This window comes from Actinoplanes cyaneus, from assembly GCF_016862095.1.
GTDB classification, from domain to species: Bacteria; Actinomycetota; Actinomycetes; order Mycobacteriales; family Micromonosporaceae; genus Actinoplanes; species Actinoplanes cyaneus.
In genome coordinates, this window is the sequence record NZ_BOMH01000021.1 from 11,986 (window position 1) to 36,873 (window position 24,888).

The 24,888-nt window shown below is 69.5% G+C and carries 19 protein-coding genes; 4 read left to right on the forward strand and 15 right to left on the reverse strand.

All coding sequences use genetic code 11. The annotated features are described in order from the left end of the window. Positions 1–11 precede the first annotated feature (11 nt). From Acy02nite_RS15175 to Acy02nite_RS15185, 3 genes are all read right to left on the reverse strand, one after another. The gene (locus tag Acy02nite_RS15175) at positions 12–1,202 is read right to left on the reverse strand and encodes a phospholipase D-like domain-containing protein (RefSeq protein ID WP_203741079.1); all 1,191 of its coding nucleotides are present in this window, start codon (positions 1,200–1,202) and stop codon (positions 12–14) included. Between the two features lie 97 nt (positions 1,203–1,299). Next, on the reverse strand, positions 1,300–2,922 hold the full coding sequence (locus Acy02nite_RS15180) for a sensor histidine kinase (RefSeq protein ID WP_203741080.1): 1,623 nt from the start codon (positions 2,920–2,922) through the stop codon (positions 1,300–1,302). 11 nt (positions 2,923–2,933) lie between these two features. Then, positions 2,934–3,329, reverse strand: a complete 396-nt coding sequence (locus tag Acy02nite_RS15185; RefSeq protein ID WP_203741081.1) for a response regulator — start codon at positions 3,327–3,329, stop codon at positions 2,934–2,936. A gap of 119 nt (positions 3,330–3,448) precedes the next feature. Here Acy02nite_RS15185 and Acy02nite_RS15190 point away from each other — a divergent pair, with 119 nt between their 5' ends. Both Acy02nite_RS15190 and Acy02nite_RS15195 read left to right on the forward strand, forming a co-directional pair. After that, positions 3,449–4,177 (forward strand): alpha/beta fold hydrolase, encoded by a 729-nt coding sequence (locus tag Acy02nite_RS15190; RefSeq protein WP_239174834.1) that lies wholly within the window; start codon positions 3,449–3,451, stop codon positions 4,175–4,177. 421 nt (positions 4,178–4,598) lie between these two features. Next, positions 4,599–5,036, forward strand: a complete 438-nt coding sequence (locus Acy02nite_RS15195; protein WP_203741083.1) for a MerR family transcriptional regulator — start codon at positions 4,599–4,601, stop codon at positions 5,034–5,036. A 386-nt stretch (positions 5,037–5,422) separates the two neighbouring features. Here Acy02nite_RS15195 and Acy02nite_RS15200 read toward each other — a convergent pair whose 3' ends face one another. The 9 genes from Acy02nite_RS15200 to Acy02nite_RS15240 all read right to left on the reverse strand — a co-directional run bounded on the left by Acy02nite_RS15200 (position 5,423) and on the right by Acy02nite_RS15240 (position 18,433). Next, positions 5,423–6,688: a Fic family protein gene (locus Acy02nite_RS15200; RefSeq protein WP_203741085.1), complete on the reverse strand. Its 1,266-nt coding sequence runs from the start codon at positions 6,686–6,688 to the stop codon at positions 5,423–5,425. Positions 6,689–8,284: 1,596 nt separating this feature from the next. Further along, positions 8,285–9,667 carry an aspartate aminotransferase family protein gene (locus Acy02nite_RS15205; RefSeq protein ID WP_264653263.1) on the reverse strand — a complete coding sequence of 461 codons (1,383 nt, stop codon included), beginning with the start codon at positions 9,665–9,667 and terminating at the stop codon, positions 8,285–8,287. Between the two features lie 165 nt (positions 9,668–9,832). Then, positions 9,833–10,687 carry an ABC transporter permease gene (locus Acy02nite_RS15210; protein WP_203741087.1) on the reverse strand — a complete coding sequence of 285 codons (855 nt, stop codon included), beginning with the start codon at positions 10,685–10,687 and terminating at the stop codon, positions 9,833–9,835. Next, a complete protein-coding gene (locus Acy02nite_RS15215) occupies positions 10,684–11,547 on the reverse strand; it encodes an ABC transporter permease (RefSeq protein WP_203741089.1) in 864 nt (287 codons plus the stop codon). Before Acy02nite_RS15215 ends, Acy02nite_RS15210 begins: the two co-directional genes overlap by 4 nt. Before the next feature lie 4 nt (positions 11,548–11,551). Further along, the gene (locus tag Acy02nite_RS15220) at positions 11,552–12,802 is read right to left on the reverse strand and encodes a polyamine ABC transporter substrate-binding protein (protein ID WP_203741090.1); all 1,251 of its coding nucleotides are present in this window, start codon (positions 12,800–12,802) and stop codon (positions 11,552–11,554) included. Continuing rightward, entirely contained in the window at positions 12,802–13,956 is a 1,155-nt protein-coding gene (locus tag Acy02nite_RS15225) for an ABC transporter ATP-binding protein (RefSeq protein ID WP_203741091.1), read from the reverse strand. The genes Acy02nite_RS15220 and Acy02nite_RS15225 overlap by 1 nt, the downstream gene beginning before the upstream one ends. 49 nt (positions 13,957–14,005) lie before the next feature. Next, complete coding sequence (locus tag Acy02nite_RS15230) at positions 14,006–15,442, reverse strand: aminobutyraldehyde dehydrogenase (protein WP_203741092.1); 1,437 nt, start codon at positions 15,440–15,442, stop codon at positions 14,006–14,008. 153 nt (positions 15,443–15,595) lie between these two features. Further along, positions 15,596–16,936 (reverse strand): aspartate aminotransferase family protein, encoded by a 1,341-nt coding sequence (locus Acy02nite_RS15235; RefSeq protein ID WP_425548253.1) that lies wholly within the window; start codon positions 16,934–16,936, stop codon positions 15,596–15,598. Between the two features lie 12 nt (positions 16,937–16,948). Further along, entirely contained in the window at positions 16,949–18,433 is a 1,485-nt protein-coding gene (locus tag Acy02nite_RS15240) for a CoA-acylating methylmalonate-semialdehyde dehydrogenase (protein WP_203741094.1), read from the reverse strand. A gap of 60 nt (positions 18,434–18,493) precedes the next feature. Here Acy02nite_RS15240 and Acy02nite_RS15245 point away from each other — a divergent pair, with 60 nt between their 5' ends. Both Acy02nite_RS15245 and Acy02nite_RS15250 read left to right on the forward strand, forming a co-directional pair. Then, a complete protein-coding gene (locus tag Acy02nite_RS15245; RefSeq protein ID WP_203741096.1) occupies positions 18,494–19,822 on the forward strand; it encodes a GntR family transcriptional regulator in 1,329 nt (442 codons plus the stop codon). 81 nt (positions 19,823–19,903) lie between these two features. Next, the gene (locus tag Acy02nite_RS15250; protein ID WP_239174836.1) at positions 19,904–20,470 is read left to right on the forward strand and encodes a Uma2 family endonuclease; all 567 of its coding nucleotides are present in this window, start codon (positions 19,904–19,906) and stop codon (positions 20,468–20,470) included. Here Acy02nite_RS15250 and Acy02nite_RS15255 read toward each other — a convergent pair whose 3' ends face one another. The 3 genes from Acy02nite_RS15255 to Acy02nite_RS15265 all read right to left on the reverse strand — a co-directional run bounded on the left by Acy02nite_RS15255 (position 20,471) and on the right by Acy02nite_RS15265 (position 24,415). Further along, the gene (locus Acy02nite_RS15255) at positions 20,471–22,054 is read right to left on the reverse strand and encodes a serine/threonine-protein kinase (protein ID WP_203741100.1); all 1,584 of its coding nucleotides are present in this window, start codon (positions 22,052–22,054) and stop codon (positions 20,471–20,473) included. A 391-nt stretch (positions 22,055–22,445) separates the two neighbouring features. Further along, positions 22,446–23,444: a DUF3618 domain-containing protein gene (locus Acy02nite_RS15260; protein WP_203741102.1), complete on the reverse strand. Its 999-nt coding sequence runs from the start codon at positions 23,442–23,444 to the stop codon at positions 22,446–22,448. Positions 23,445–23,995: 551 nt separating this feature from the next. Next, the gene (locus Acy02nite_RS15265) at positions 23,996–24,415 is read right to left on the reverse strand and encodes a phage holin family protein (protein ID WP_203741104.1); all 420 of its coding nucleotides are present in this window, start codon (positions 24,413–24,415) and stop codon (positions 23,996–23,998) included. Positions 24,416–24,888 lie beyond the last annotated feature (473 nt).

Genomic DNA, 24,888 nt, shown 5'->3' on the forward strand with positions numbered 1-24,888 from the left:
ATCACCAGCGGTCAGTTGCCGGCCTTGTAGTCCAGGGCAGGCTGCGACTGCGGGTCCGCGTTGGCGTGGTCGCGCAGGACGCGGAAGTTGGCGCGGTACTGATCGAAGATCGCGTTCGAGTGGATGCGCAGCATCGTCTCGTCGTTCTCGCGCAGCGCCGCGTTCGTGTAGTTGTGGCTACCGGTCATGACCCACTTGCTGTCCTTGACGTCGGTGTACGTGCCCTCGATCGCCATGTACTTCGAGTGGACGAAGTCACCGGTGTCCGGCGTCTGGTAGAGCTCGATGCGCGAGTGGTTGCGCAGGTCCGCGAGCACACCGGCGTCCGCGTCGGTGTAGACGACGGCGATCCAGCACTTCTTGTCGGCCAGGTTACGCAACTGCTGGGCGATCGCCCCGCGGGTGAACGACCACATCGCGACCCGGATGATCGTGCGGTGGGTGTCGGACGTGCCGACCGAGGTGTTGCCCTCGCAGGTGATGTTCTCGTTCAGCATGTTGTAGATCGTGTCGCTGGTCTTGTCCGTGCCGGCGCGCGGGAAGAAGTACGTCTTGGCGTTCCCGCTCAGCGTCGAGTTGTAGTAGTCGTTGGTCTTGACCGACGCGGTCAGGTCCTTGTGGTACTTGACGTACGCGTTGTACAGCCCGGTGTTGCCGACCAGGGTCACCGCGTTGTTCCAGAACACCGTCGCGTTGCTGCTGGTCAGGTTGGCCGAGGACTGGACGACGACGTTCGCCGACCCGCTGGTGTTCGAGAACAGGAAGAACTTGTTGTGGTTGATCGGCGTGCCCTGCGACCCGATGCAGGCGGCGCCGGTCGTGCAGACCTTGATGTAGGACGCCGCGCTGGTCGTGGTGCCCAGGGCGGTCTTCAGCGACGCGACGGGCGCAGTCGCCGCCGAGACCGAGTCCACGACCACCTTGACGTTGACCCCGCGGCCCTTCGCCGCGATCAGGTTGTCGGCGACGGCCTGCTCACTGAAGTTGTACATCGACATGCGGATCTCGGAGCCCACGGCGGCGCCGTCGATCAGGCTCCGGATGTGGTCCCGGATAGCGTAGGACTTGGAGGCGTCACCGGGGTCGTTGAAGATCGCGCCGTCAGCGACCGCGGCCATCGCGGGCGACGGGCTCAGGACCGCGGCTGACGTCGCCGCGGCGATCGTCACGAGGGCGGCGGCGAGGAGCCTTGTGAAGGGCATGGAGCTCCGATCCGGAGTGAACGGTGGATGTCCGGCAGATTGCCGGGCGGCCAGCATCGCACAAGAGATCGAAGAATTCCGCCCCGTCGATCTTCCGTCAGCACCGGGGCAGGGTCACGCGGACCACCGTGCCGGTGGGATGGTTCCCGGTCAGCCGGATCGTGCCGCCGTGCAGGTGCACGATCGCGCGGGCCAGGCTCAGCCCCAGGCCACTGCCGTGCGTGCCCTGATGGCGGACGTTGCTGCCGCGGAAGAACCGGTCGAACACGCGCTCGCGTTCGGCCTCCGGGGTGCCGATGCCGCAGTCGGCGATGGAGAGCTCGGCGGTCGTCGCGTCGGCACGCAGCACGACGCTGATCGGGGCGCCCGGCGGGCTGTACTTGATCGCGTTCGCCAGCAGGTCGTCGAGGACCTGGCGGAGGCGGGCCGGGTCGGCCGGCAGCTCCAGCCGGGGCGGCAGGTCAGCGCTGACCGCCTCGCAGCGACCGGTCCGGCAGGCCGCCGCGATCGCGTCGGTGACCAGCGCGGTCAGGTCGACACGGCGGCGTTCCAGGGTGAGGTGACCGCCGTCGATACCGGCCAGGTCCAGCAGCGCGTCGGCGATCCGCTGCAGCGTGGCGGCGTTGCGGGCGATCGTCCGGGCCATCTGCCGCCCGTCGTCGTCCATCCCGGCGGACTCCTCCGCCAGGATCGTGGCGTTCGCCGTGATCGAGGTCAGCGGCGTACGCATCTCGTGGCCGACCAGGTCGACGAAGTCGCTCTGCGCGCGAGCCAGCTGACGGGCCAGTTCCTCGGCGCGGCGCAACGCCACGAACACCCCGATCTGCGCCGCGACACCGTCCATCAGCACGGTCAGCAGATCCTCGTGCCGCTCCTGGGCGCCGGCGTAACACGTGAGCACGCCGAGCAGGGTGGTGCCGTCGTGGACCGGGACGGCGAGAATCGTGCGGATGCCGCGGCGGATGCAGATCTCGACACGCTCGCGCTCGTACGGCGTACGCAGGCTCTGATCGGCCCCGATGTCGGGCACCCAGATCGCCCGTCCGCTCTCCCAGACCCGCCCGGTGATGCCCTCACCCAGATGCGGGACGTGCCCGAAGAAGCCGTCCGGCTCGGCCCCCGACGAGTCCCAGTGGCCCACCGACCGCAGGCCGCAGCCGGCCGCCTCGTCGATCAGGAACAACTCGGCGCAGGGCCAGCCGAGCGTGACCGAGACCGCGCGCAGCACACCGGGCGCCGCCGCCCGGACCGTGGCAGCCCGCTTCAGCACCTGCTCGACCGCCAGATGGCAGGCCCGGAAGCGTTCCGCGCGGCGCAGCGCTGTCACCTCGTGCGCGATCGCCACCGCACCGAGCACACGGTTCGCGGCGTCGTAGATCGGCTGGGCGGTGCAGGCGAAGACCCGCACCGGCTGACCCGGGCAGCGGATCACCACGTCCTCGGCGACGATGTGCTCGCCGCGCAGCGCACGCATCAGCGGGGTCTGCGCCCACGGCATCGGGCGCAGGTCGGCGCCGGCCAGAACCTGCTCGGCACTCTCGGCGTAGTTCTCCGGCACCGGCCCGTCCGGCGGGAACCCCTGGACCTCGCGCATCGCCCGGTTGACGAAGGCGACCCGGCCGGCCGCGTCACAGGCGACCACCCCGACGGAGAGACCCTCCAGCAGGGCTCCGAGAAAGGCGTCGCTGTCCGGCGTGATCGGGGCACCCAGCACATCCATGCGCGGAGGTTTCAGACTTCGCAGCGCTGATCGTGCTCGTGCGGCCCGTTGTCGAGCAGCTTCTGGATCGTCGCCAGCAACTGGTCGTTCGGGCACGGCTTGAGCAGCACGGCGCAGGCCGCCGCCTCCGCCGCCCGCGGATCCCCCGGAGCGAGCTGCCCCGTCAGGATCGCCACCGGGATGTCGCCCACCTCCGGATGCTCACGGACCTTGCGGATCAGCTCCCACCCGTCCATCCGCGGCATGCCGAGATCGGTGAGCAGAGCATCCGGATGCTTCTCCACGATCATCTCCAGTGCGGCCTGTCCGTCCGGCGCGCGCAGCACGTCCAGGCCGGCCCGCTTGCAGACCCGGACCAGGACGATGGCGATGTCCTCGTCGTCCTCGGCGATCAGCAAAGTGGCCACACCGTAAGCATGCGCCCGGCGTGAACAGTCCCGGGAGATTTTCGGACAATTACCATGCCCGATACGCTTTCGCCGTCCGAGCCGGGCGGATCACGTCAACCATCGATACGCTCGATCAGGTGACGCCACAGCCACCGATCGTGTTCATCAGCGCCATGGGCGAACCCGGGCGGTACTGGCAGCCCGTGCTCGACCACCTCCCCGGCCTCACCACCATCACCTACGACCGGCCCGGCATCGGAGACACGCCGCACCGGCCGCCGCCCAACCCGCCACTGCCGTACAGCGCCTTCGCCGACGAGCTTGCCGCGCTCCTCGACGGACGGGACCTCACCGTGCCCGCGGTGATCGTCGGACACTCGATCGGCAGCCTCATCGCCCGCGTCTACGCCGCCCGGCACCCCCACCGGGTCGCCGGGCTCGTCCACGTCGACGGGTCGATCCCCCAGTTCTACGTGGTGCCGGGCGCCGAGACACCCGAGGACGGCCCCGACGGGGACCCCGACGCCACCACGATCGACGTCGTCAACGGGCAGGTGGAAGTGCTCTACGCCGCGCCGCCCGCCGTCCCGACCCTGGTGCTGGTCCGCAGCCCCGGCCGGTGGGCGCCCGGGCCACCACCCGCCGGCGCGGACGAACTGTGGCTCGCCAGCCAGCGGATCCTCGCCCGCGACACCGGAGCCGCGCTGATCGTGGCCGAGCACTCCGGGCACGCGATCCCGCACGACCAGCCTGAGCTGGTGGCGTACGCGGTGCGGGCCGTTCACGAAGCGGCAGGAGGCGGGCGGGGGGTGCGGTTGGAGGCGGAGAGGTTGACGGAGGTCGGTGGCCATCTGGACAAGCCGTGAGTGGTCACGTCGCACCATCGGCCACTCCGCGGGGTCAGCCACTCCGCAGCGCCAGCGCCCCAGCATCGGGCACTCCGCAGCGCCGGAGCCCCAGCATCGGGCACTCCCCCGCGTCAGCTTCACCCCAGGGTCAGCTTCGCCCCAGGGTCAGTCCCCGCCCCGGCCACTTCCCCAGCGTCGGCCACGTGCCGGCGCCGGGCGGCAGGCCAATCGTCCGCCGCGTTCGGCGCCGCCCTCTCCGGAGGTCGGGGTGTCGCCGGCTGGCACCCGGAGCCCACAAAGGTCAGACCCCACCCTCCTCGGGGGCAGGCCGCCACCAGCCATTATCCGGCAAAACCGCAAGATCATGCCCACGGCCTGTGGACAAACCTCCAGTGTGGACAACCGCGGACCGCCCCTCGGCAGGGATTAAGCTCGGCCGATGAACGACACGGGGCTGAGCATCGGGGAGATCGCCCGCAGGACAGGCCTGAGCGTGGACACTCTGCGCTTCTACGAGCGGGCCGGCCTGCTGACCCGCCCGGTCGAGCGGGATTCCGCGGGCCGCCGGGTCTATCGGGAGGAGGACGAGGGCTGGCTGGAGATTTGCACCAATCTGCGCGCGACCGGCATGCCCTTGAGCGAGATCAAGCGCTTCGCCGACCTGGTCCGGGCCGGCGCCGGCAACGAGGCGGAACGCTTGGACCTGTTGCGGGACCACCGCGAGCGCGTCGACGAGCAGATCCGCCGTTTCCAGAAGTTCCGCGAGGTCATCGACTACAAGGTGGCTGTCTACAGCGCGCACCTGGCCGAGGGCACCGCCACCAACCTCTGGACCGGTGCTCCCCCCACCCCCGAGATACCTTCAAAAGCCAATTGACCCTTCATTTGGTACGTCATCTGAGGCTCCACGACAGCAACGACCCGCACTGCAGTGGCTCGCCGGCAGGACCGTGATCGATCAGCCCGCATGACGTCATGGGAATCCGGGACCGACCTGGCCGATGCCCGCACCACCGCGTCGTCAGAGGCCGGCCGGACCATCGCAACCTGCCCAAGCAGCCGCGAGGTCACCTCTACAGCGGCATCAGCCGTCGACCCCGGGACGGCAAGCTTCACCATCACCTGAGGAGCCAACCGTTGGAGTACAGCGCTGAGATGGTCGGTGATACCTTCCCGACGTGCTCGCCGCCGACGCGGCCATGCCCCAGGTCCGACGGCGCCGCGGTCGCGCGGGAAGAAGTCGCGGTAGAGACGCCTGCAGGGCTACCCGGTCAACTCCGCACGCCGGCGGGTCTGCTCGATGAGCACCGCGACGTGCCTGGCCATCGCCTCGGCAGCGCGCGTCTCACCCGCCGGCCGGACGGTCATGAGCAACGACGCCGCCTGATCCAGCATCACGCCGTCGCGGGCGAGGACGAAGTAGAGCGCGAGCGCTGCCGCGCGGGCATTGCCGTCGGGGAACGGGTGGAAGAACGCTACGTCCAGGTACACCCGGGCGGCCCTCGACGGCAGCGGAACCTGCGGGTCGGTGGCCTCGGCGAGACACGCCTCGAATGCCTCGGGCAGGTCAGGCCGGTATCCGTACCACTCCCGCCCGCCCTTCGCCCAGGCGGACGTGGTGCGGAACGGCACCTCGCCGGCCCCGAGGACGGCCCGTTGCCACGCCTCGAGCCGGGCGAACGTGAGCGGGCCGCCTCCGTCGGCGTCGGCGCGGGCCAGGCGCAGCGCGGCGAGCAGCCGGTCGGCGCCCTCCTGTCGCGCGGCGAAGAACTCGGCGATGCCGTCACGCTGGGTACGCGCCGGCCCGGGCACGTGCTCAGCGACGTCGGACCACCGGGCCGCCTGCCGGACACGACGCCACCTGCTGAGCGCATCGAACACCGGAGGAGAGTCGAGCCGCGCCGGCCGCGGAACGGCGGACAGCTCGCTGCTGCGCCGGCTCGGCCAGTTCTGCGGCCACGTGTCGGGCCAGGCGTAGCGACCGGCTTCGACGCCGGTGGCCGCCACCGCCAGAGCCTCCCCGACCTCCGCGACCTCCGCCCCCGTCGGCACGGCCCAACTGCGGAATCGGCCGCCGATCGCCTCCTCGACCATGACCCCGGCCCGATGCTCCGGCACCCCGGCGGCGGAAAGGAACCAACGGAGGACCCGGCTGCTGGCGCCGTACCAGTTCTCCCCCGAGCCCGTACGCGCCATGGCCGTCGCGACCAGATCGCCGACCGCAGTCTCCCAAGCCGCGAACGCCGCGCGCGGATCCGTCGGCAGCGGCAGGTGCCGCGCGAAACGCTCGGCGAGTTCCTCGAGGTACGAGCGCCAGTCGAGCAGGGTTCGCGCGACCGCGTCCAGCGTCCGCTCCGGCGTCGTGATCGAGTCCTGGGCGCAGCACCACGGCGGAGTCAGCCGACCATCGTGAGTGTGCCCGGTACTCAGGTCCTCCCAGCCGGCGGCCCATCGGCCGAAGTGCTCGACGAGCCCGATCTTCAGCTCGGCAGCCCAGGTGTAGTACGGGTCCGGCCAGGTGGTGTCCACGCGCGCCATCGAACCGTAGGGCGGGGGCATCTCGGCCGGAGCCACCGCATGAACGGCGGCGGGGACCGTGCCCGGGTCGAACGGATGAGCGGCCGGATCAACCTCCGCCCACGTCAGAGTCCAGGATCGCAGCCGCGGGTCAAGTGGATCGATCGTCATCGTCGGGACATTCTGCCACCACGTTCGGCAAGGGGGCGCCCTTGTTGTCAGACCGCGCGCGGCCATCCATTCGGGTTGTGGATGAGGGCAGCTCCTTATCCTCGGAATTCGGTGCTCATTTACGTTTCGGTGCCGCTCGAAGGCAATAGTTTTTGGCATGCTTCGACGCTTACACAAGCATTTCCCGGGCTGGGACAATATGATGGTGGCGCAGATATCGTTGTTCAGCCGGACCGAGCTCGCGGGAATGCGGGATCGCACGCTGGCGCGCAACTACTCGGCGGAGGCGGAGGAATTCCGCCGCGACCATGAACGGCATCGTGCTTGGGGTTTACGTCAGCGCCATGCACGGAAGCTGGTCCGGGCGGGATGGGGTGCTTCGGCGGCATGGGCCGCTGTCACCGCAGGTGAAGATCAGCAGCGTGCGGCGGCGTCAGCGATTCCCGCCCCGTCGCGACCGACGGGTCCTGCCCCGAGCCCGCCTGTTCCGGTTGCTGCACCATCGGCGGGACGAGTTCCCGGTGAAACGCCACCATCGGCGCAGCACGCGGCACAGCACGTGTCCGGGCAGGCCGGGCCCGTTAGGTCGCAGCTTGCGACCAGCCCTCCCGGACCCGCCCGCCAGCGGCTTGAGCCTGGGTCACCCGGACTCGCCAGCCCTCAGCTCGCGCCTGGCTCGCCCGGACCCGCAAGCCCTCAGCTCGCGCCCCGCTCGCCCGGACCCGCAAGCCGGCAGCTTGCGCCTGCTGGGTCGCCCGCACTCGCCAGCCAGCAGCTCGCGCCCGGCAGTGTGCGAGCTGGGTTGTTCATTGTTTTAGCGGGCTGGTGTGTGATGGTGGTCAAGGTGACACTCGATAAGGTGGGGTGCCGCCGGGTGCGCCGTGGTCACCGGGCTATGGTTCAGGTTAGAGCAGTCATTCTTGATGGTTTTTGCTGCAGTTGGAAGGTTTCTGGCGCGCGTGGTCCGCCGACGTTTCTTTACGCCTTTTCAACGCCTGGTCGAGTCCTTCATCGGTACGAATGGGGCCGCCTTGCAACGGCCTCTTCTCGGCAGATGTGGACGCCACCGGCCCGCTGTAATAGCTCCGGGTAGGTGAAGGCAGGCCGCGGCCTGCCTTCACAGAAGACCGATGCCGACAGCGGGCAGGAGATGCGGCACAGCTGGCGGGATGCGGAACAGCTCGCAGGGGATGCGGAACGGCGGGCGGGGACGCAGGCGGGGACCCGGAACAGCGGGCGGGGACCCGGAACAGCGGGCGGAGACGCGGAACGGCGAGCGGAGACGCGGAACGGCGAGCGGGGGATGCGGAACGGCGAGCGGAGACGCGGAACGGCGAGCGGGGGATGCGGAACGGCGAGTGGAGACGCCGAACAGCGGGCGGGGATGCGGAACGGCCCGCCTGCCCTTGTAGGGGTGGCGGGCCGTTCGGCGGGGTGTCAGAGGCGGTTCCAGGCCTCGGTGAGGACGCCGCGGAGGATCTGCTCGATCTCCGCGAACTGGGTTTCCGTGGCGGTCAGCGGGGGCGCCAGCTGGATGACCGGGTCGCCGCGGTCGTCGGCGCGGCAGTAGAGGCCGGCTTCGAAGAGGGCGCTGGACAGGTAGCCGCGGAGGAGGCGCTCGGACTCGTCGGCGTCGAAGGTCTCCTTCGTGGTCTTGTCCTTGACCAGTTCGATGCCGAAGAAGTAACCGTCGCCGCGGACGTCGCCGACGATCGGGAGGTCGAGGAGCTTTTCCAGGTACGAGCGGAACAGCGGGCTGTTGTCCCGTACGTGCTGGTTGAGGTTTTCCCGTTCCATGATGTCGATGTTGGCCAGGGCGACCGCCGCGCCGACCGGGTGGCCGCCGTAGGTGATGCCGTGGGCGAACCAGTTCGGCCCGGTCAGGAACGGCTCGGCCAGGCGCTCGGAGGCGATCATCGCACCGAGCGGCACGTAACCGGAGGTGAGGCCCTTGGCGACGGTGATGATGTCGGGCTGGTAACCGTACTTGTCGGCGCCGAAGAACTCGCCGAGGCGGCCGAACGCGCAGATCACCTCGTCGGAGACGAGCAGCACGTCGTAACGGTCGCAGATCTCGCGGACCCGCTGGAAGTATCCGGGCGGCGGCGGGAAGCAGCCACCGGCGTTCTGCACCGGCTCGAGGTAGACCGCGGCGACCGTGTCCGGGCCCTCGAACTCGATCATCTCGGCGATGCGGTCGGCGGCCCAGATGCCGAACTGCTCCGGCGTCATGTTCTCGTCGGGGCGGCGGTAGTAGTTCGTGTTCGGCACCCGCATGGTGCTCGGGATCAGCGGCTCGAACTCCTGCTTGAACGGCGGGATGCCGGTGATCGACAGGGCGCCCATCGAGCTGCCGTGGTAGGCGACGGCCCGGGAGATGACCTTGGTCTTGAGGGGCTTGCCGACGCGCTTGAAGTAGGAGCGGGCCAGTTTCCACGCCGACTCGACGGCTTCGGAGCCGCCGGTGGTGAAGAAGATCCGGTTCAGGTCGCCGGGGGCCATGTGGGCGAGCCGGCCGGCCAGCTCGATCGCCTTCGGGTGGGCGTAGGACCAGATCGGGAAGTACGCCAGCTCGGCGGCCTGCTTGGCGGCGGCGTCGGCGAGTTCCTGGCGGCCGTGCCCGGTCTGCACCACGAACAGGGCGGAGAGCCCGTCCAGGTAGCGGCGGCCGGCGGAGTCCCACACGTAGCAGCCGTCACCGCGGGCGATCACGGGCACCGGAGCGTCCTGGTACGCGGAGAGGCGGGTGAAGTGCATCCACAGGTGGTCACGGGCGGTCGCGGAGAGAGCGTCCACATCATCGGGCTGTCGGTCGGTCACGAGGGGTCTCCACTGGCCACTAGTTCCTGTTGTTACTCCTGATCCTGCCCACGGAATCCGTCGCACACAACCCCTCGTACAACTATTTCCGCGCAGTTTCGGGGAAATCCTAAAGCCGAAGCGCCCCACCCCGGCGGCAGGGTGGGGCGCTTCGCGAGAAAAGGGTCAGGCCTGCTTGGTCTTGGCCCGCGAGCGGAGGTTGGTGATCACGGCGATCAGGATGCCGGCCGCGAAGATCAGCGTTCCCATCACGTTGACCTGCGGCGGGAGCCCGACGCGGGTGGCGCCCCAGATCCACAGCGGGAACGTGGTGGCCGTACCCGCCGTGAAGTTCGTGACGACGAAGTCGTCGATCGACAGCGCGAAGGCCAGCAGCACACCGGAGAAGACGGCGGGCAGGATGATCGGGAACGTGACCTTCCAGAAGGTGGTCCACGGGCTCGCCCCGAGGTCGGCGGCCGCTTCCTCGATCGACCGGTCCAGCGTGATCACCCGGGCCCGGACGACCGTCGAGACGAACGAGATCGAGAACATCACGTGCGCGATGGTGATGGTCACCGCGCCGAGCCCCACGCCGGACGACACGAAGAGCGTCAGCAGCGAGATGCCCATGATCAGCTCGGGTGAGGAGATCGTGGTGAACATGATGAAGTTCAGGCCACCGGCGCCGCGGAACTGGTAACGCCCCAGCGCGTACCCGATGCCGGTGCCCAGCGCCCCGGCGAGCAGCGCGCTGACCACCGCGATCACCAGGGACAGGACCAGCGCCGAGGTGAGGTCGCCGATCGAGAAGACCTCGCGGTACCACTTGAGCGTGAAGCCCTGCCAGGTCTGGTTGTAGCGGCCGTGCGGGTTGTTGAACCCGAAGATGATCATCAGGATGATCGGCAGCACCAGCCAGGCGATGATCAGCCACGTGTAGGCGAACATCGCCTGCTCGCCACCGAAGCGGAACCGGCGCCGGGGCGCGGTGGCCGGGGTGGCGGGGGCGTCGCTCTTGAAGACCGTCTGGGTGCTCATCGCGCCGCCGCATTCATGACGTCCTCGGTGCCGAGCGCCTTCGCGTAGACGAGGATCCCGCTCAGCAGCACCGCCATCAGGAAGAAGGACAGCGCCGAGGCCATCGGATAGTTGGAGTTCGCCAGGGCCTGTGCCTGGATCACCTGGCCGATCATGGTGGTGCCCGAGCTGCCCAGCACCGCCGAGTTGACGTAGTCCGAGCTGGCCGGCACGAAGGTCATCAGCACGCCGGCGAAGACACCGGGCAGCGCGAGCGGGAAGATCACCTTCCGGAACACGGTCATCGGCGCTGCGTAGAGGTCCCGGGCCGCCTCGACCACGCGCGGGTCGATGCGCTCCAGGGCCACGTAGATCGGCAGGACCATGAACGGCAGGAAGTTGTAGATCAGACCGAAGATCACCGCGTACGACGTGCCGAGCACATGGAAGCCGGGAGACAGGAGCCCGGCCTCCTTGAGCGGATGCAGCAGCATCCCGTCGTCGGTGAGGATCTGCCGCCACGAGATCGTCCGGAGCACGAACGACACGAAGAACGGCAGGAGCAGCAGGAACAGGTACGTGGACTTCTTCTTGCCGCCGTAGAAGGCGATCCAGTAAGCGATCGGGAAGCTCATCACGACCAGAGCCACCGTCGTGACGAGCCCGTACACCAGCGAGCGGATCATCTGGGCGCGGTAATCGGTGATGGCATCGACGTAGTTCTGCCAGTGCCCGGTGAACCGGTAGCCGTTGATGATGTCGCCCTGCTGCAGGGACAACGACAACATGGTGACCATCGGCACCACGAAGAACAGCAGCAGCCACAGCCCGCCGGGCAGCACGAGCAGGTAGGGCGCGAGTGTACGTTTTACCCGGTTCATCAGCTCAGCTCAGTGTGATCGGTTCGAAGATGCTCTGGAATTTCTGCTGCTCCTCCGCGGTGTTGAAGTCCACGTAGTAGTGCAGCTTCGCGTAATCGGCGGCACCCGGGAACACCAGCGGGCTGTTCGCGACGCCGGTGAGGGTCGCCTTGTCCTCGCCGGTCGCGGCCGCCGCGTCCTTCTTGATCTGGTCCTGCGCCGCCGGCACCGGGCAGACGTAGTTGATGTACTCGGCGAGCGTCGCCGCGTTCTCGACCTCGTAGAAGAAGTCCATCAGCATGATCGCGTCGACCGGGTTGGCCGCGGTGATCGGGATCGTCATGTTGTCGGTCCAGATCGTGCCGCCTTCGGCGGGGATGACGAAGCGGAAGTCGGTGCCGTCCGACACGTTCTTCTGGAAGATGTCACCGGACCAGGCCTGGGTCAGCCAGACCTCGCCCTTGCCGAGCGCGTCGACGTAGCTCTGGTCGTAGTAGTTGCGGACCATGCCCGCGGACTTCTGCTGCTTGAGCTTCTCCGCGGCCTTCTTCCAGGCCGCCTCGTCCGAGTCGCCGGGCTTGAGGCCGGCCGCGAGCAGGCCGAAGTTCGCCAGCTCCTGGGTGTCGGAGAACATGCCGACCTTGCCCTTGAACTTCGGGTCCCACAGGTCGGCCAGGGAGGTGATCTCCCGGCCGGTCTTCTTGATGTCGTAGGCGATGCCGGTGATGCCCGACGTCCACGGGATGCTGAAGACGTTGCCCGGGTCGAAAGCCTCCTGCGCGTACGACTTGGCGGCGTTCGCCGCGTAGTTCGGCAGCTTGGAGTGGTCCAGCGGGGCCAGGAACCCGCCCGCGCGGAACTGCCCGAACTGGATCGAGTTGGTGATCACCATGAGGTCGAAGCCGATCGACTGACCGGCCGAGAGCTGGGGCTGCACCTTGGCGAACCAGGGCCCCATCTCCTGGATGACTTCCTGGTAGTTGACGGTGATGCCGGTCTTCGCGGTGAACTTCGCGAGCTCCGGCTTCTTCGGGTCCATGTAGAGCGGCCAGTTGGCGAAGTCGACCTTGCCGTTCTTGGCCTTGCCGCTCCAGAACTTGTCCACGGCGTCCGGGGCGACGCTGGCCTGCGGCGTGCCCTTGCCCTGCACGCCGCACGCGGCGAGGAACGCACCAAGAGCCGACACACCACCGAGACGCAACGCGTCACGACGGCCGAGCCGCCGCTGCGTCAGGCCGCGCAGGAGGGAGGGGTCCGGCTTGTTGGTCGGGAACATCAGACTCCGATCGGGTACGAGTGCTGCGGGGCCCAGGTGAGGAAGACGCGCTCGCCGCGCGAGGCGACGTCCTCGGCATCGTGAGCGTTCTGATCGAACACCACGAAATCTGATCCAGCGGAGGTCACCACTGTGTAGTTGGTCGATGTCCCGTGGTAGACGACCTCGGTCACCGTCCCGCTGAGCACACTGCCGGTGGCCTGCGGCGGGGTCCGGTGCAGGTCGATCTTCTCGGGCCGCACCGACACCTCGACGGTCCGGCCGGCCTGCACCGATGCCGGAACGGGTGCCACGATCCGCTCACCCTGGCCCAGGTCGAGCACGGCGCACCCGTTCTCCACCCGGCTGATCAGGCCCTCGACGATGTTCGAGGTGCCGATGAAGCCGGCCACGAACCGGGTCGCCGGCTTCTCGTAGATCTCCCGCGGCGTGCCGAGCTGCTCGATCAGCCCGGCGTTCATCACCGCGATCCGGTCGGACATCGTCAGCGCCTCGCCCTGGTCGTGGGTGACGTAGACGAAGGTGATCCCGACCTCGCGCTGGATGCGCTTGAGCTCGATCTGCATCTGCTGGCGCAGCTTCAGGTCGAGCGCGCCGAGCGGCTCGTCGAGCAGCAGCGCCCGCGGGTGGTTGACCAGCGCCCGGGCCAGCGCGACACGCTGCTGCTGACCGCCGGACATCTCCTTGGGGTGCCGCTTCTCCATGCCGGTCAGCGAGACGATCTCGAGGATCTCGCCGACGCGCCGCTTGATCTCCGACTTGCCGACCCTCTTGCGCTCCAGGCCGAACGAGACGTTCTGCAGGACGTTGAGGTGCGGGAACAGTGCGTACGACTGGAACACCATGTTCACGTCGCGCTTGTTGGCGGAGACGTTGGTGACGTCGCTGCCGTCGAGGTACACCTTGCCGGTGGTCGGCTCCTCGAAGCCGGCGATCATCCGCATCGTGGTGGTCTTGCCACAGCCGGACGGGCCGAGCAGCGAGAAGAACTCCCCCTGAGCGATCGCCAGGTCGAGGCTCTTGACGGCCGGCACCGCCTCACCGTGCGACAGGTAGTCCTTGCGCACGCCGACGAACTCGATCGCCGGATGGCCGGTCCGTTCACCGGTGGCGGACGTGGCCGTCACGGCGTGATGCGGGGGAGACGTGCTCATGTGTGTTCACCTCGGAGGCGGGGGTGGTGAATTCAGGTGGGGCAGCGGATCAACCGTGAAAGCTCATCACGTGTTTGATCCGGGTGTACTCCTCGAAGCCGTACATGGAAAGGTCCTTGCCGTATCCGGAATGTCCGTAGCCGCCGTGCGGCATCTCGGAGACGAACGGCAGGTGGGTGTTGATCCAGACCGCGCCGAAGTTCAGGCGGCGGGAGACCCGCATCGCGACGCCGTGGTTCTGCGTCCAGATGCTGGCACTCAACCCGTACCGTACGTCGTTGGCGAAGCGCACCGCCTCGGTCTCGTCAGCGAACGGCTGCACCGTGATGACCGGGCCGAACACCTCGTCCTGGATCATCTCGTCGCGCTGGCGCAGACCGGCCACCACGGTCGGCTCGAAGAAGAAGCCGCGGTCGCCGATCCGGTTGCCGCCGGCCACCACCTCGGCGTGCCCGGGCGCCCGGTCCAGGAAGCCGGCCACCCGCTCGAGCTGGTTCGCGTTGTTGACCGGCCCGAAGAACGCCGACGGGTCGGACGGCGCGCCGACCCGGGTGTTCTTGGCGGCCGTGGCCAGGGCGGCGGTGAAGTCGGCGGCGATCCGCTCGTGCACCAGCACCCGGGTGGCGGCGGTGCAGTCCTGACCGGCGTTGAAGAAGCCGGCGCCGGCGATCTTCTCCGCCGTCGCGGCGATGTCGACGTCGTCGAAGACCACGACCGGCGCCTTGCCGCCGAGCTCCAGGTGCACCTTCTTGAGGTCGGGGGCGGCCGCGGCGGCGACCTCCATCCCGGCCCGGGTGGAACCGGTGATCGACACGAGCTGCGGCACCGGGTGGGCGACCAGCGAACGGCCGGTGTCCCGGTCGCCGCAGACGACGTTGAGGACCCCGGCCGGCAGGAACTCGGCAGCGATCTCGGCGAGCAGCAGCGTGCTCACCGGCGTGGTGTCGGACGGCTTCAGGACCACCGCGTTGCCGGCCGCGATCGCCGGCGCGAGCTTCCAGATCGCCATGACCATCGGATAGTTCCACGGCGTGATCTGGGCGACGACACCGATGGGCTCACGACGTACGTAAGAGGTGTGGTCCTTGAGGTATTCGCCCGCCGACTTGCCTTCCAGCATCCGCGCGGCGCCGGCGAAGAAGCGCAGCTCGTCGAGGACCGGGCCCATCTCCTCGGCCCGGGTCGCCTCGACGGGCTTGCCGGTGTTGCGGCACTCGGCCTCGATCAGCTCGCCGGCCCGCGCCTCCACGGCGTCGGCGATCCGCAGCAGGGCCCGCTGCCGTTCCGCGGGAGTGGTGTCCCCCCAGACCTCGAAACCGGTCTGCGCCGCGGTGATCGCAGCGGCGACGTCGCGCTCCGAGGAGATCGGTGCGAGAGCGTACGTCTCCCCGGTGCTGGGGTCGACCACCGGTGAGGTCCGCCCCTGTTCGGTGTCCGTGAAGGATCCGTTGACGAAGTTGCGAAGCACGGGAAACGCGGTGCTCACGGGGGACAACCTTCCGATCGGTGTGGGCGTGCTCACCCGAAGTGGAGGAACCTTGTCACACCCGAGACAGGCGTGACAAGGGAATCCGAAGTAATTTCCAAGGCTGAAACGGAATCCAAATCTGAAGTGACCTGGGGACAACGCAATCCTGTGTCAGGAGGCGTAATAGCGGTCGGCGACCTCGAGCGCCGTGTCCAAGATCGCCAGACCCTCCCGCACCTCGTCCACGCCGGTCGTGCAGGGCGGGACCACGTGCACCCGGTTGAAGTGCGTGAACGGCCAGAGGCCCCGCTCCTTGCAGGCCGCGGCGACCTCGTTCATCGGCCCCGCCGCGGCACCGGCCGCATTGAACGGGACGAGCGGTTCCCTCGTCGCTTTGTCCCGAACCAATTCGATCGCCCAGAACACGCCCAGACCGCGGACTTCGCCCACGCTCGGGTGCTTCTCGGCCAGCTCGGCGAGACCGGGACCGATCACATCCTCGCCCAGCATGCGGGCGTGCTCGATGATCCCCTCCTCCTTGAAGATCTGCATCGAGGCGACCGCCGAGGCGCACGCCAGGGGATGACCGGAATAGGTCAGGCCACCCGGGAACGGCCGCTCGCGGAACGTCCCGGCGATCTCGTCGGAGATGACCACCCCGCCCAGCGGCAGGTAACCCGAGTTCACGCCCTTGGCGAAGGTGATCAGGTCGGGCGTGACGCCCCACCTGTCGACGGCGAACCACTCCCCGCAGCGCCCGAAGCCGGCCATCACCTCGTCGGCGATGAACACGATGCCGAACTCGTCGCAGATCGCACGGACACCGGCCAGGTATCCCGGCGGCGGGACGAGGATGCCGTTGGTGCCGACCACGGACTCGATCAGCACCGCGGCGATCGTGCCCGGGCCCTCGAAGACGATCGTGTCGCGCAGGTGCTTCAGGGCCCGCTCGGATTCCTGCTCCTCGTCTTGCGAGAAGAAGGGTGAGCGGTACGGGTACGGCCCCCAGAAGTGCACGACGCCGACCGCGACCGGTTCGTTCGGCCAGCGCCGCGGGTCGCCGGTCGCGGTGATCGCGGTGGCGGTCGAGCCGTGGTAGCTCCGGTAGGTCGAGAGCACCTTGTGCCGGCCGGTGTGCAGGCGCGCCATCCGGATCGCGTTCTCGTTCGCCTCGGCGCCGCCGTTGGTGAAGAACACCCTGTTGAGCGTGCCGGGGGCCACCTCGGCGATCATCCGGGCCGCCTCGCCGCGCTTGTCGTTGGCGAACGCGGGCTGGATGGTGCAGAGTCGCGCCGCCTGGTCCTGGATGGCTTCGACCAGGCGAGGGTGCTGGTGGCCGATGTTGATGTTGACCAGCTGCGACGAGAAGTCGAGGTACTTCTTGCCGGTGTAGTCCCAGAAGTGACTACCCTGCGCCTTCTCGATCGGCAGCGGGTCGATCAGGCCCTGAGCGGCCCAGGAGTGGAAGACGTGGGCGCGGTCGTCCGCGCGCACCTGCTCGTCAGAGGTCACGGAAGACATCCTTTACCGGGTCTGCGGGAAGCCGAGGTCGATCGCCGAGGTTCCCGGGTCGGGCCAGCGGGACGTGACGACCTTGCCGCGGGTGTAGAACTGGATGCCGTCCGGCCCGTACATGTGCGAGTCGCCGAAGAGCGACGCCTTCCAGCCGCCGAACGAGTAGTAGGCGACCGGCACCGGGATCGGCACGTTCACGCCGACCATGCCGGCGTCGACGTCGAACTGGAATTGCCGGGCCGCGCCGCCGTCCCGGGTGAAGATGGCGGTGCCGTTGCCGTACTCGTTGCTGTTGACCAGCTCGACGGCCTCGGCGTAGGTGCCGACCCGGACGACGGAGAGGACCGGGCCGAAGATCTCGTCGGTGTAGACCGTCATCGACGGGGTGACGTTGTCGAGCAGGGTGGCGCCGAGGAAGAAGCCGCGCTTGCCGGAGAGCTCCCGGCCGTCGGCGACCACGGTGGCGCCTTCCGAAGCTCCCGCCGCGATGTAGCCCGCCACCTTGTCCCGGTGCTGCGCGCTGATCAGCGGGCCCATGTCGACGTCCTGGTCAGCGCCGTTGCCGATCCTGATCTTCGGCAGGCGGGCCGCGATCGCCTCCACCAGCGGGTCCGCGATGTCGCCCACGGCCACCACGACCGAGATCGCCATGCACCGCTCCCCCGCCGCGCCGTAGCCCGCGCTGATCGCCGCGTCGGCGGCCGCGTCCAGCTCGGCGTCCGGCAGGACGATCATGTGGTTCTTCGCGCCGCCGAGCGCCTGCACCCGCTTGCCGTGCGCGGTGCCGGTCTCGTAGATGTACTTCGCGATCGGGGTCGAGCCGACGAAGCTGACCGCCGCGACGTCCGGGTGCGTCAGGAGCGCGTCGACCGCCTCCTTGTCCCCGTTGAGGACGGTGAACACCCCGTCGGGCAGGCCGGCCTCGGCCCAGAGACGCGCCAGCCAGAGCGCCGCGGACGGATCCTTCTCGCTCGGCTTGAGCACGAACGCGTTGCCCGCCGCGATCGCGGTCGCGCACATCCAGAGCGGCACCATCGCCGGGAAGTTGAACGGGGTGATGCCGGCGACGACACCGAGCGGCTGACGGATCGAGTACACGTCCACGCCGGTGGCGGCCTGCTCGGAGAACGAGCCCTTCATCAGGTGCGGGATGCCGGTGGCGAACTCCACGTTCTCCAGGCCGCGGGCGACCTCGCCGGCCGCGTCGGCGAGCACCTTACCGTGCTCGGCCGTGATGATCGCGGCGAGCTCGCCGGCGCGCCCGGCCAGCAGCTCCCGGAACGTGAAGAGGACCGCGGACCGCTTGGACAGCGACGCCGAGCGCCACGCCCTCGCAGCCTCCTTGGCGACCGCCACCGCCTCGCCGACCTCGGCCGCCGACGCCAGGCCGACCTCGGCGGTCTGCTCGCCGGTGGCGGGGTTGAAGACGGGGCCGACCCGGCCGGAGGTCCCGGCCCGCTCCGCGCCGCCGATCCAGTGCGCAATGTGTGTCATGCCGCCGACATTATGTGACGACCCTGGACCGAACAATGCAGAAAATGTACTGTAACAAAAATGTTCGAGGCCCTTCAGGAACGACTGACCGACCCCAGCGCCCGCGGCCTCGCCGAGGCGCTCAGCAGGGCGGTCGGCGACGGCGCGATCGAGGGCGGCGCCAAACTCCCGCCGGTCCGCAAGGTCGCCGCCGAGCTGCGGCTCTCCCCGAGCACCGTCAACGCGGCCTGGCAGCTGCTGCGGCGGGCCGGCACCATCCGCACGGACGGGCGCCGCGGCACGGTCGTCGCCACCCCCGGCGCCGGCGGCCCCGGGCGCTACCGGGCGGCCCTGCGCCGGACCAGCGGCTTCGGCCTTGACCTCTCCACCGGCGTGCCCGACCCGTTGCTGCTGCCGCCGATCCCCGCGCTGCACGGCCTCTCCCCCACGCCGACCAGCTATCTCGACGAGCCGGTACTGCCGGAGCTGGCCGCCCTGCTGCGCGAGCAGTGGCCCTACCCCGCCGAGCGCCTGGCCGTCTTCGACGGGGCGATGGACGCGATCGACCAGGTGGCGTCCGCGCTGCTGCGCCTCGGCGACCTCGCGATCGTCGAGAACCCGTGCTTCCCGCCGCTGCTGGACCTGCTCGAAGTGCTCGGCGTGCCGGTCGCCGGCGTCGGCACCGACGCGTTCGGCATGATCCCGTCGCAGCTGGAGGCGGCCCTGGCCCGGCGCCCCGCCGCGGTCTTCCTCCAGCCGCGCGCGCTCAACCCCACCGGCGCGTCGTGGTCACCCTCGCGGGCCGCGTCCCTCGCCGCCGTCCTCGGCCGATTCCCCGGGGTGTACGTCGTGGAGGACGACTCCGCGGGCCACCTCGCGGCCGGGCCGTCGTGCTCGCTCGGCGCCCACCTGCCGCGGCAGACGATCCACGTGCGCAGCTTCTCGAAGTCGCACGGGCCGGATCTGCGCCTCGCCGCGGTCAGCGGCCCGGCCACCGTCCTCGACCCGATCCTCGAACGGCGTCTCCTCGGGCAGGGATGGACGAGCCGCCTCCTGCAACGGCTGCTGCTGTCGCTGCTCACCGACCCGGCGTCGGTCGCGGCCGTGGCGTCCGCGCGCGACGAGTACGCCCGCCGCCGCCGCCTGATCACCGACGGCCTGCGCTCGCACGGCATCGACCTGCCCGACGGCGAGGGCATCAACATCTGGCTGCCGGTCGAGGACGAGCAGGCGGCCCTGCTGAGCCTGGCCAGCGCGGGGATCGGGGCGGCGGCGGGGACGGCGTTCACGGTCGGGCCGGGCCGCCCGCACCTGCGCGTCACGGTCGGCCTGGTCACCACGGACCACGCCGAGGTCGCCACCCACCTGGCCCGAGCCGCCCACACCCTGTCCCCCGCCATCCCCCGCTGACGCACCCTGACGAGCGACATGTTGCGCTGCGACTAGTAGTCGTGAGATGGTTTCAGCATGACCACGTGCGAGACTTTCCCCATGAGCATGGGGATGCTTAACGACCACGAGGGGCCCTGGACCGAGGCGGACTGGCTCGCGCTCGGCGAAACGCACCATCGCATCGAGCTGATCGACGGGAGCCTCTGGGTGAGCCCGGCACCGAACGTTCCCCATCAAGCGATTTCGACCCAACTGCTCTTCAGGCTTCGGGATCCTGCCCGGAACGCCGGCCTTCGGGCACTCCCCACCACGAACGTGCGGCTGAAGACGGGACGAATCGTCATTCCCGACATCGTCGTCGACCGGGGCCCACGCGTCGTAACCATCGGCGAAGCCGAGGATGTCGTACTCGTCTGCGAGATCACCTCGCCCAGCAACGCGGCCACCGATCGCCAACAGAAGAAACTGTTCTACTCGTCAGCTGAAATCCCTTGGTACCTGCTGGTCGAACCTGACTTCGCCGACTACGAATCCGTCACGCTTCAGTTGTTCCGGCTGGACGGAGATGCCTACGTGGAACATGCCACCGCGAAACGCGGCGAGACGCTGATTTCGGATCTTCCGTTCCCGATCTCCATCAGCACCGAGGAGCTGCTGGACTTCTGATCAGTCCTTGACGGGGACGAAGCTGGCGAAGACGACGTCGAGGACTTTCTTGCGGTATTCGGCCCAGTCGGAGTCGGGGGTCTGGAACCAGAAGCCGTAGGCCTGGTGGGCCGACGTGACGACACCGCGGTTGTTGATGTGCTGGGTGCCGTTCTTGTTGTAGGTGAACTCCCAGTCCGCGGCCTTCACGAAGTAGTCGACGGACGCGAGCTTCTTCTCCTTGTAGCTCGGGAAGTCGCCGCCGTTGAGACGTGCGTCCCGCTGCGACCGCCAGTCTGCGACCGGGTTGGAGCGCGGCTCGTCGGTCTGGTCGATGCCCAGGACGTGACCCTTCCCGTCCCGCCAGTAACGCATCGACCCTTCCTTCGACGTGGTCCAGCCGACCGGAACGTACACGGAGAAGCCGGTCTTGTCGGTGTAGTCGACGAACCCGGCCGGCAGCGGCGGACGGCCGCTCGTCGCGCTGGCGCTGACACTCGCGCTCGGTGAGGGCGCCGCGCTCGGCGTGGACGGCGCCGCGCTGGTCACGGCACTCGTCGCGGGGGCGGCCGCGGTCGCCTGCGTCGGCGCCGGGCCCTCCACCGCCGTCGGCGTCGACGACTGCCGCGTGGTCAGGAAGACCGCCAGCCCGGCGAGCAGCACCACCACCGCGGCGGCCAGGGGGATCAGCTTGCGGTTGAGGGGCCTCTCGTCGCGTACGGCAGGAGGGTCCGTCTGGATCTCGTCATCGGCCGGCGGTCGTGGCTTGGGCACGACGGCAACCGCGGTCTCCAGGTCGACGATCGCCTCGCGCAGCAGCCGCTCGGCCTCCTCCGCGCCGATCCGCTCGGCCGGGTCCTTGCGCAGCAGCCCGTCCAGCACCGGCGTCAGCGCGCCCGCCTGCGTCGGCGGGTCCGGCTCCTCGGTCGCGAGCGCCGCCAGGGTCGCCATCGTCGACGTGCGCTGGAACGGCGAATGCCCCTCGACAGCGGCGTAGAGCGTCGCGCCCAGCCCCCACAGGTCCGCCGCCGGCCCGCTCGTGCCGAACCGGGCCCGCTCCGGCGCCATGTACAGCGGCGAGCCGATCAACACGTCGGACCTGCTGGTCAGGCTGTCGTCGTCGAGCACGGCGATGCCGAAATCGGTGAGCAGCACCCGCCCGTCGTCGGCGAGCAGCACGTTCGCCGGCTTCACGTCGCGGTGCTGAACCCCGGCGCGGTGCGCGGCCTGCAGAGCGGCGAGAAGATCAAGACCGATTCTGGCCACCCGGTACGCGTCCAGGGGCCCGTCCTCGACGATCACCTGGCGCAGCGAGCGGGACGGCACAAACTCCATGACGATCAGCGTCTGGTCGTCATGGGAAAGCACGTCATACACCTGGACGACGTTCGGATGGCTCAACCGGGCGGCGGCCCGGGCCTCCCGCAGCGTCCGGCGCGTCGCGGCCTCACCCTCGGCCAGCTCCTCGGGCAGATCGATCTGCTTGACCGCGACCTCGCGCTCGAGCGTCTCGTCGTGCGCCCGCCAGACCTGGCCCATGCCGCCGCGCCCGAGCAGATCACCGAGCCGGTAACGTCCGGCGAGCAGGGTAGGCGCATCAGGCATGTCCCTCGACATACCCCCCTCGGCCGCCCCTGCAACGTCGTCCACCGGGTGCGGGGAATCCGCCGGGGCGTTCATCGTCTCCGAGCCTGCCGTCCTGCGCCGGAGGGAAGCGGCGCCGGACCATCCTCGCACGCCGTCCGTAACGTTTCCTGCAAGGATCATGCGAGCGCGACCGGTGCCGCGCCGTCCGCCGCCGAGGTCATCCGGGAGTGGTACGGGACGTCACCCCGGCCGGGCCGACCCGGCTGGTCTCGCCGCTGAGCAGGGCATTCGTAGCGTACGTGAGCAGTCTGCCCTGACGATGTGATCAGCGGCGTGCCCGTGCGGGCTCCGCGGTGAACGGCGCGGCCGGGCGATCCCCGCACGGGGCGCCCGGCCGGATCCGTACGCCTCAGCGTGAACGGCGGATCAGCGCGACACCCGCGGCGGCCGTGGCGATGGCGGCGCCGAGCATCGCGTACTGCTTCGGGTTCGCGGCCACCCGCTGCCGCGCGGAGCCGATCGCCGTGCCGGCGCGCTCCGCCACGTCCGCCGCCTGGGATGCCACCCGGGTGCTCGTCTGCGCGGTGGCCTCGGCGATGTGGCCCGGGCCGCCGTGCGTCATCGCTTCCCTGGCCTGGGCGCCGCGGGAGACGGCGGCCTCCTTGATCTGGCTCGCCTTCCCGGCGGCGGCGTCCTTCAGGCCGGAACCCTGGCCGGCGCCATGTTCCGTGCCCGGGTCCGTGCCCTGGTCGCTCTTGCCGCCCTTAAGATCCGCGACCTTGCCGGCCGCCTCCTTGAGGTCCGCGGCCTTGCCACCCGCCGCGTCCTTGAGTTCGGCGGCCTTGCCGCTGGCGGCGTCCTTGAGGTCTGCGGCCTTACCGCTGACGGCGTCCTTGAGGTCCGCGGCCTTACCGCTGACGGCGTCCTTGAGGTCCGCGGCCTTACCACTGGCGGCGCCCTTGAGGTCAGCGGCCTTCTCGACGGCCGCGTCCTTCAGGTCGGCGGCCGACTCCTTGAGGTGGGCGGTCTTGTCGGCGGCGGACTGCTTGACCCGCGCGGGGATGTCGACCTTGGCCACCAGCGCCTCGACGGTCTCCCCCATCTCAGCCCGGGTCTCCTCGATCTCCGCACGCAGTTCATCGGTGTTGCGCGGAGCCTCGCCGTCCCGTCGCGCCGGATCCTTCCCGGCCTTGGACATTTCCGGCTTGGACTGTACGGACATGGATGAACTCGCCTTCGCCGTCTCGATCTTCGCTGTGCTGTCTGTTCCGTGCCCCGCGCCGGAAGCCGCGGTGGGCGCGCCGGGGTCCGGCTTGCCGGTCGCGCTGCCGTCCGGCTTGCCGGTCGCGGCCGGGACCGGGATGGGCTTGTCTGCCGCGCCCGGCGGGGCGGGTTTCGCGGCGGCCACGGAAGGTGCCGGCTCGGTACCCTTCGGGCTCGTCGTTGCCGGCCGTGCCGTCGGTTCTGCCGGGCCGGCGGCCGGGGAGGACGTCGCTGCGGACGTCGGAACGGGATGGTCGGCTGCTCCTGGCGGGGCAGGCTTGGCAGCGGCCGCGGGCGGCGTGGGCTTGGCAACGGCCGCAGGCGGGGCGAGCTTGGCAACAGCCGCAGGCGGGGCGGGCTTGGCAACAGCCGCGGGCGGCGTGGGCTTCGCTGCCTGCGGGGCGGGCTTGGGGGGATGCGGGTGCGGCTTCTCGGCCTGGCCCGGGGCCGGCTTGGCAGCGGCCGCGGGCGGGCCGGGTTTCGGCGGCGCCGGCTTGGGAGCCGTCGGTCCCGTGCCGGCCGACGGTTTCGCGCCGCGGTTGCCGCCGCCCGGGGACGTGTTCCCCCGGCCGGTGCCACCCGGTGTTCTGCCCGCGGCCCCGCCGCCGCCCTTGCCGCCGTAGGCGGGAGCGGACCCGCTGGTGCGGGTGCCCCCGCCCAGCACGTCGTCTCCGGAAGCCGGACCGGCCTCGTCGCTCACGGGTTCCTCCCCGAGCGGGCGGCGGACATGAACGTGTTCACGTCCTCACGACCGCTGGCCACCGCTTCCTCCGGTGCCGGCGGCACGGCCTGCTTGACCTGGTTCTTGCCGATCAGCGCGGCCACACCGGCGGCCGCGAAGAGCACGACCGTCACGATCAGCGCCGCTGCCCACACCGGCATCACCAGTGCCAGGGCCGCGCCGCCGGTGACGAGGAGCGCGCCGAGGCCGTACATCGCAAGGACCCCGGAAGCGCCCAGCAACCCGGCACCCTTCCCGGCCTTCTTGCCTTTCTCCACCATCTCCATGCGGGCGAGCGTCAATTCGTCCCGCACCAGCGTCGTGACCTGTTCGCTGAGCCGGTTGACCAGTTCCGCGGTAGACGCCTGCTCACTTCTCGCGTCGGTGTGCGCCATCGTCCCCTCCGTCCTGCACCACTCTCAGCGGTTGACGTACCCGCCTCAACCGTCCCTAACCACCCCCAACCCTGTCGCGTACCCCTACCCGCCAGCCAAAACGTCTGTCCTCCCGCTCGGCGCCACCGGGTCGCGGCTGGCGTTCACGGTGGTGAGGAGCCCTGAACACAGCCCTCAGCGCCAGCCGGGCACCGCGCACCGCATTGCCCGGGATGAGCGCCGCGTTGCCCGGGGGAAGACGTGCCGAGCGGCCCGGGATGAAACGTGTCAGGGCGGCGAGGACACCGCCGGAACACGACTATTGACCGGCGCATAACCCGAACGTAACGTGGGTCACACCTCAGATAGAACGTTTCAAGTCGCTGGAGGCATAGATGCGTTCCCGGCTGGCCCTTACTGTTGCGATCACCACCACCGCCGTTCTGGCGATCTCCGGTTGCACGAAGAAGAACGACACCGACACCTCGTCCGGT

Coding starts and splice junctions, on each gene's coding strand:
- Acy02nite_RS15250 (WP_239174836.1), top strand. CDS start 19,904: ATGAGCATGGGGATGCTTAACGACCACGAGGGGCCCTGGACCGAGGCG.
- Acy02nite_RS15240 (WP_203741094.1), bottom strand. CDS start 18,433: ATGACACACATTGCGCACTGGATCGGCGGCGCGGAGCGGGCCGGGACC.
- Acy02nite_RS15175 (WP_203741079.1), bottom strand. CDS start 1,202: ATGCCCTTCACAAGGCTCCTCGCCGCCGCCCTCGTGACGATCGCCGCG.
- Acy02nite_RS15220 (WP_203741090.1), bottom strand. CDS start 12,802: ATGTTCCCGACCAACAAGCCGGACCCCTCCCTCCTGCGCGGCCTGACG.
- Acy02nite_RS15225 (WP_203741091.1), bottom strand. CDS start 13,956: ATGAGCACGTCTCCCCCGCATCACGCCGTGACGGCCACGTCCGCCACC.
- Acy02nite_RS15245 (WP_203741096.1), top strand. CDS start 18,494: ATGTTCGAGGCCCTTCAGGAACGACTGACCGACCCCAGCGCCCGCGGC.
- Acy02nite_RS15210 (WP_203741087.1), bottom strand. CDS start 10,687: ATGAGCACCCAGACGGTCTTCAAGAGCGACGCCCCCGCCACCCCGGCC.
- Acy02nite_RS15180 (WP_203741080.1), bottom strand. CDS start 2,922: ATGGATGTGCTGGGTGCCCCGATCACGCCGGACAGCGACGCCTTTCTC.
- Acy02nite_RS15255 (WP_203741100.1), bottom strand. CDS start 22,054: ATGCCTGATGCGCCTACCCTGCTCGCCGGACGTTACCGGCTCGGTGAT.
- Acy02nite_RS15265 (WP_203741104.1), bottom strand. CDS start 24,415: ATGGCGCACACCGACGCGAGAAGTGAGCAGGCGTCTACCGCGGAACTG.
- Acy02nite_RS15195 (WP_203741083.1), top strand. CDS start 4,599: ATGAACGACACGGGGCTGAGCATCGGGGAGATCGCCCGCAGGACAGGC.
- Acy02nite_RS15215 (WP_203741089.1), bottom strand. CDS start 11,547: ATGAACCGGGTAAAACGTACACTCGCGCCCTACCTGCTCGTGCTGCCC.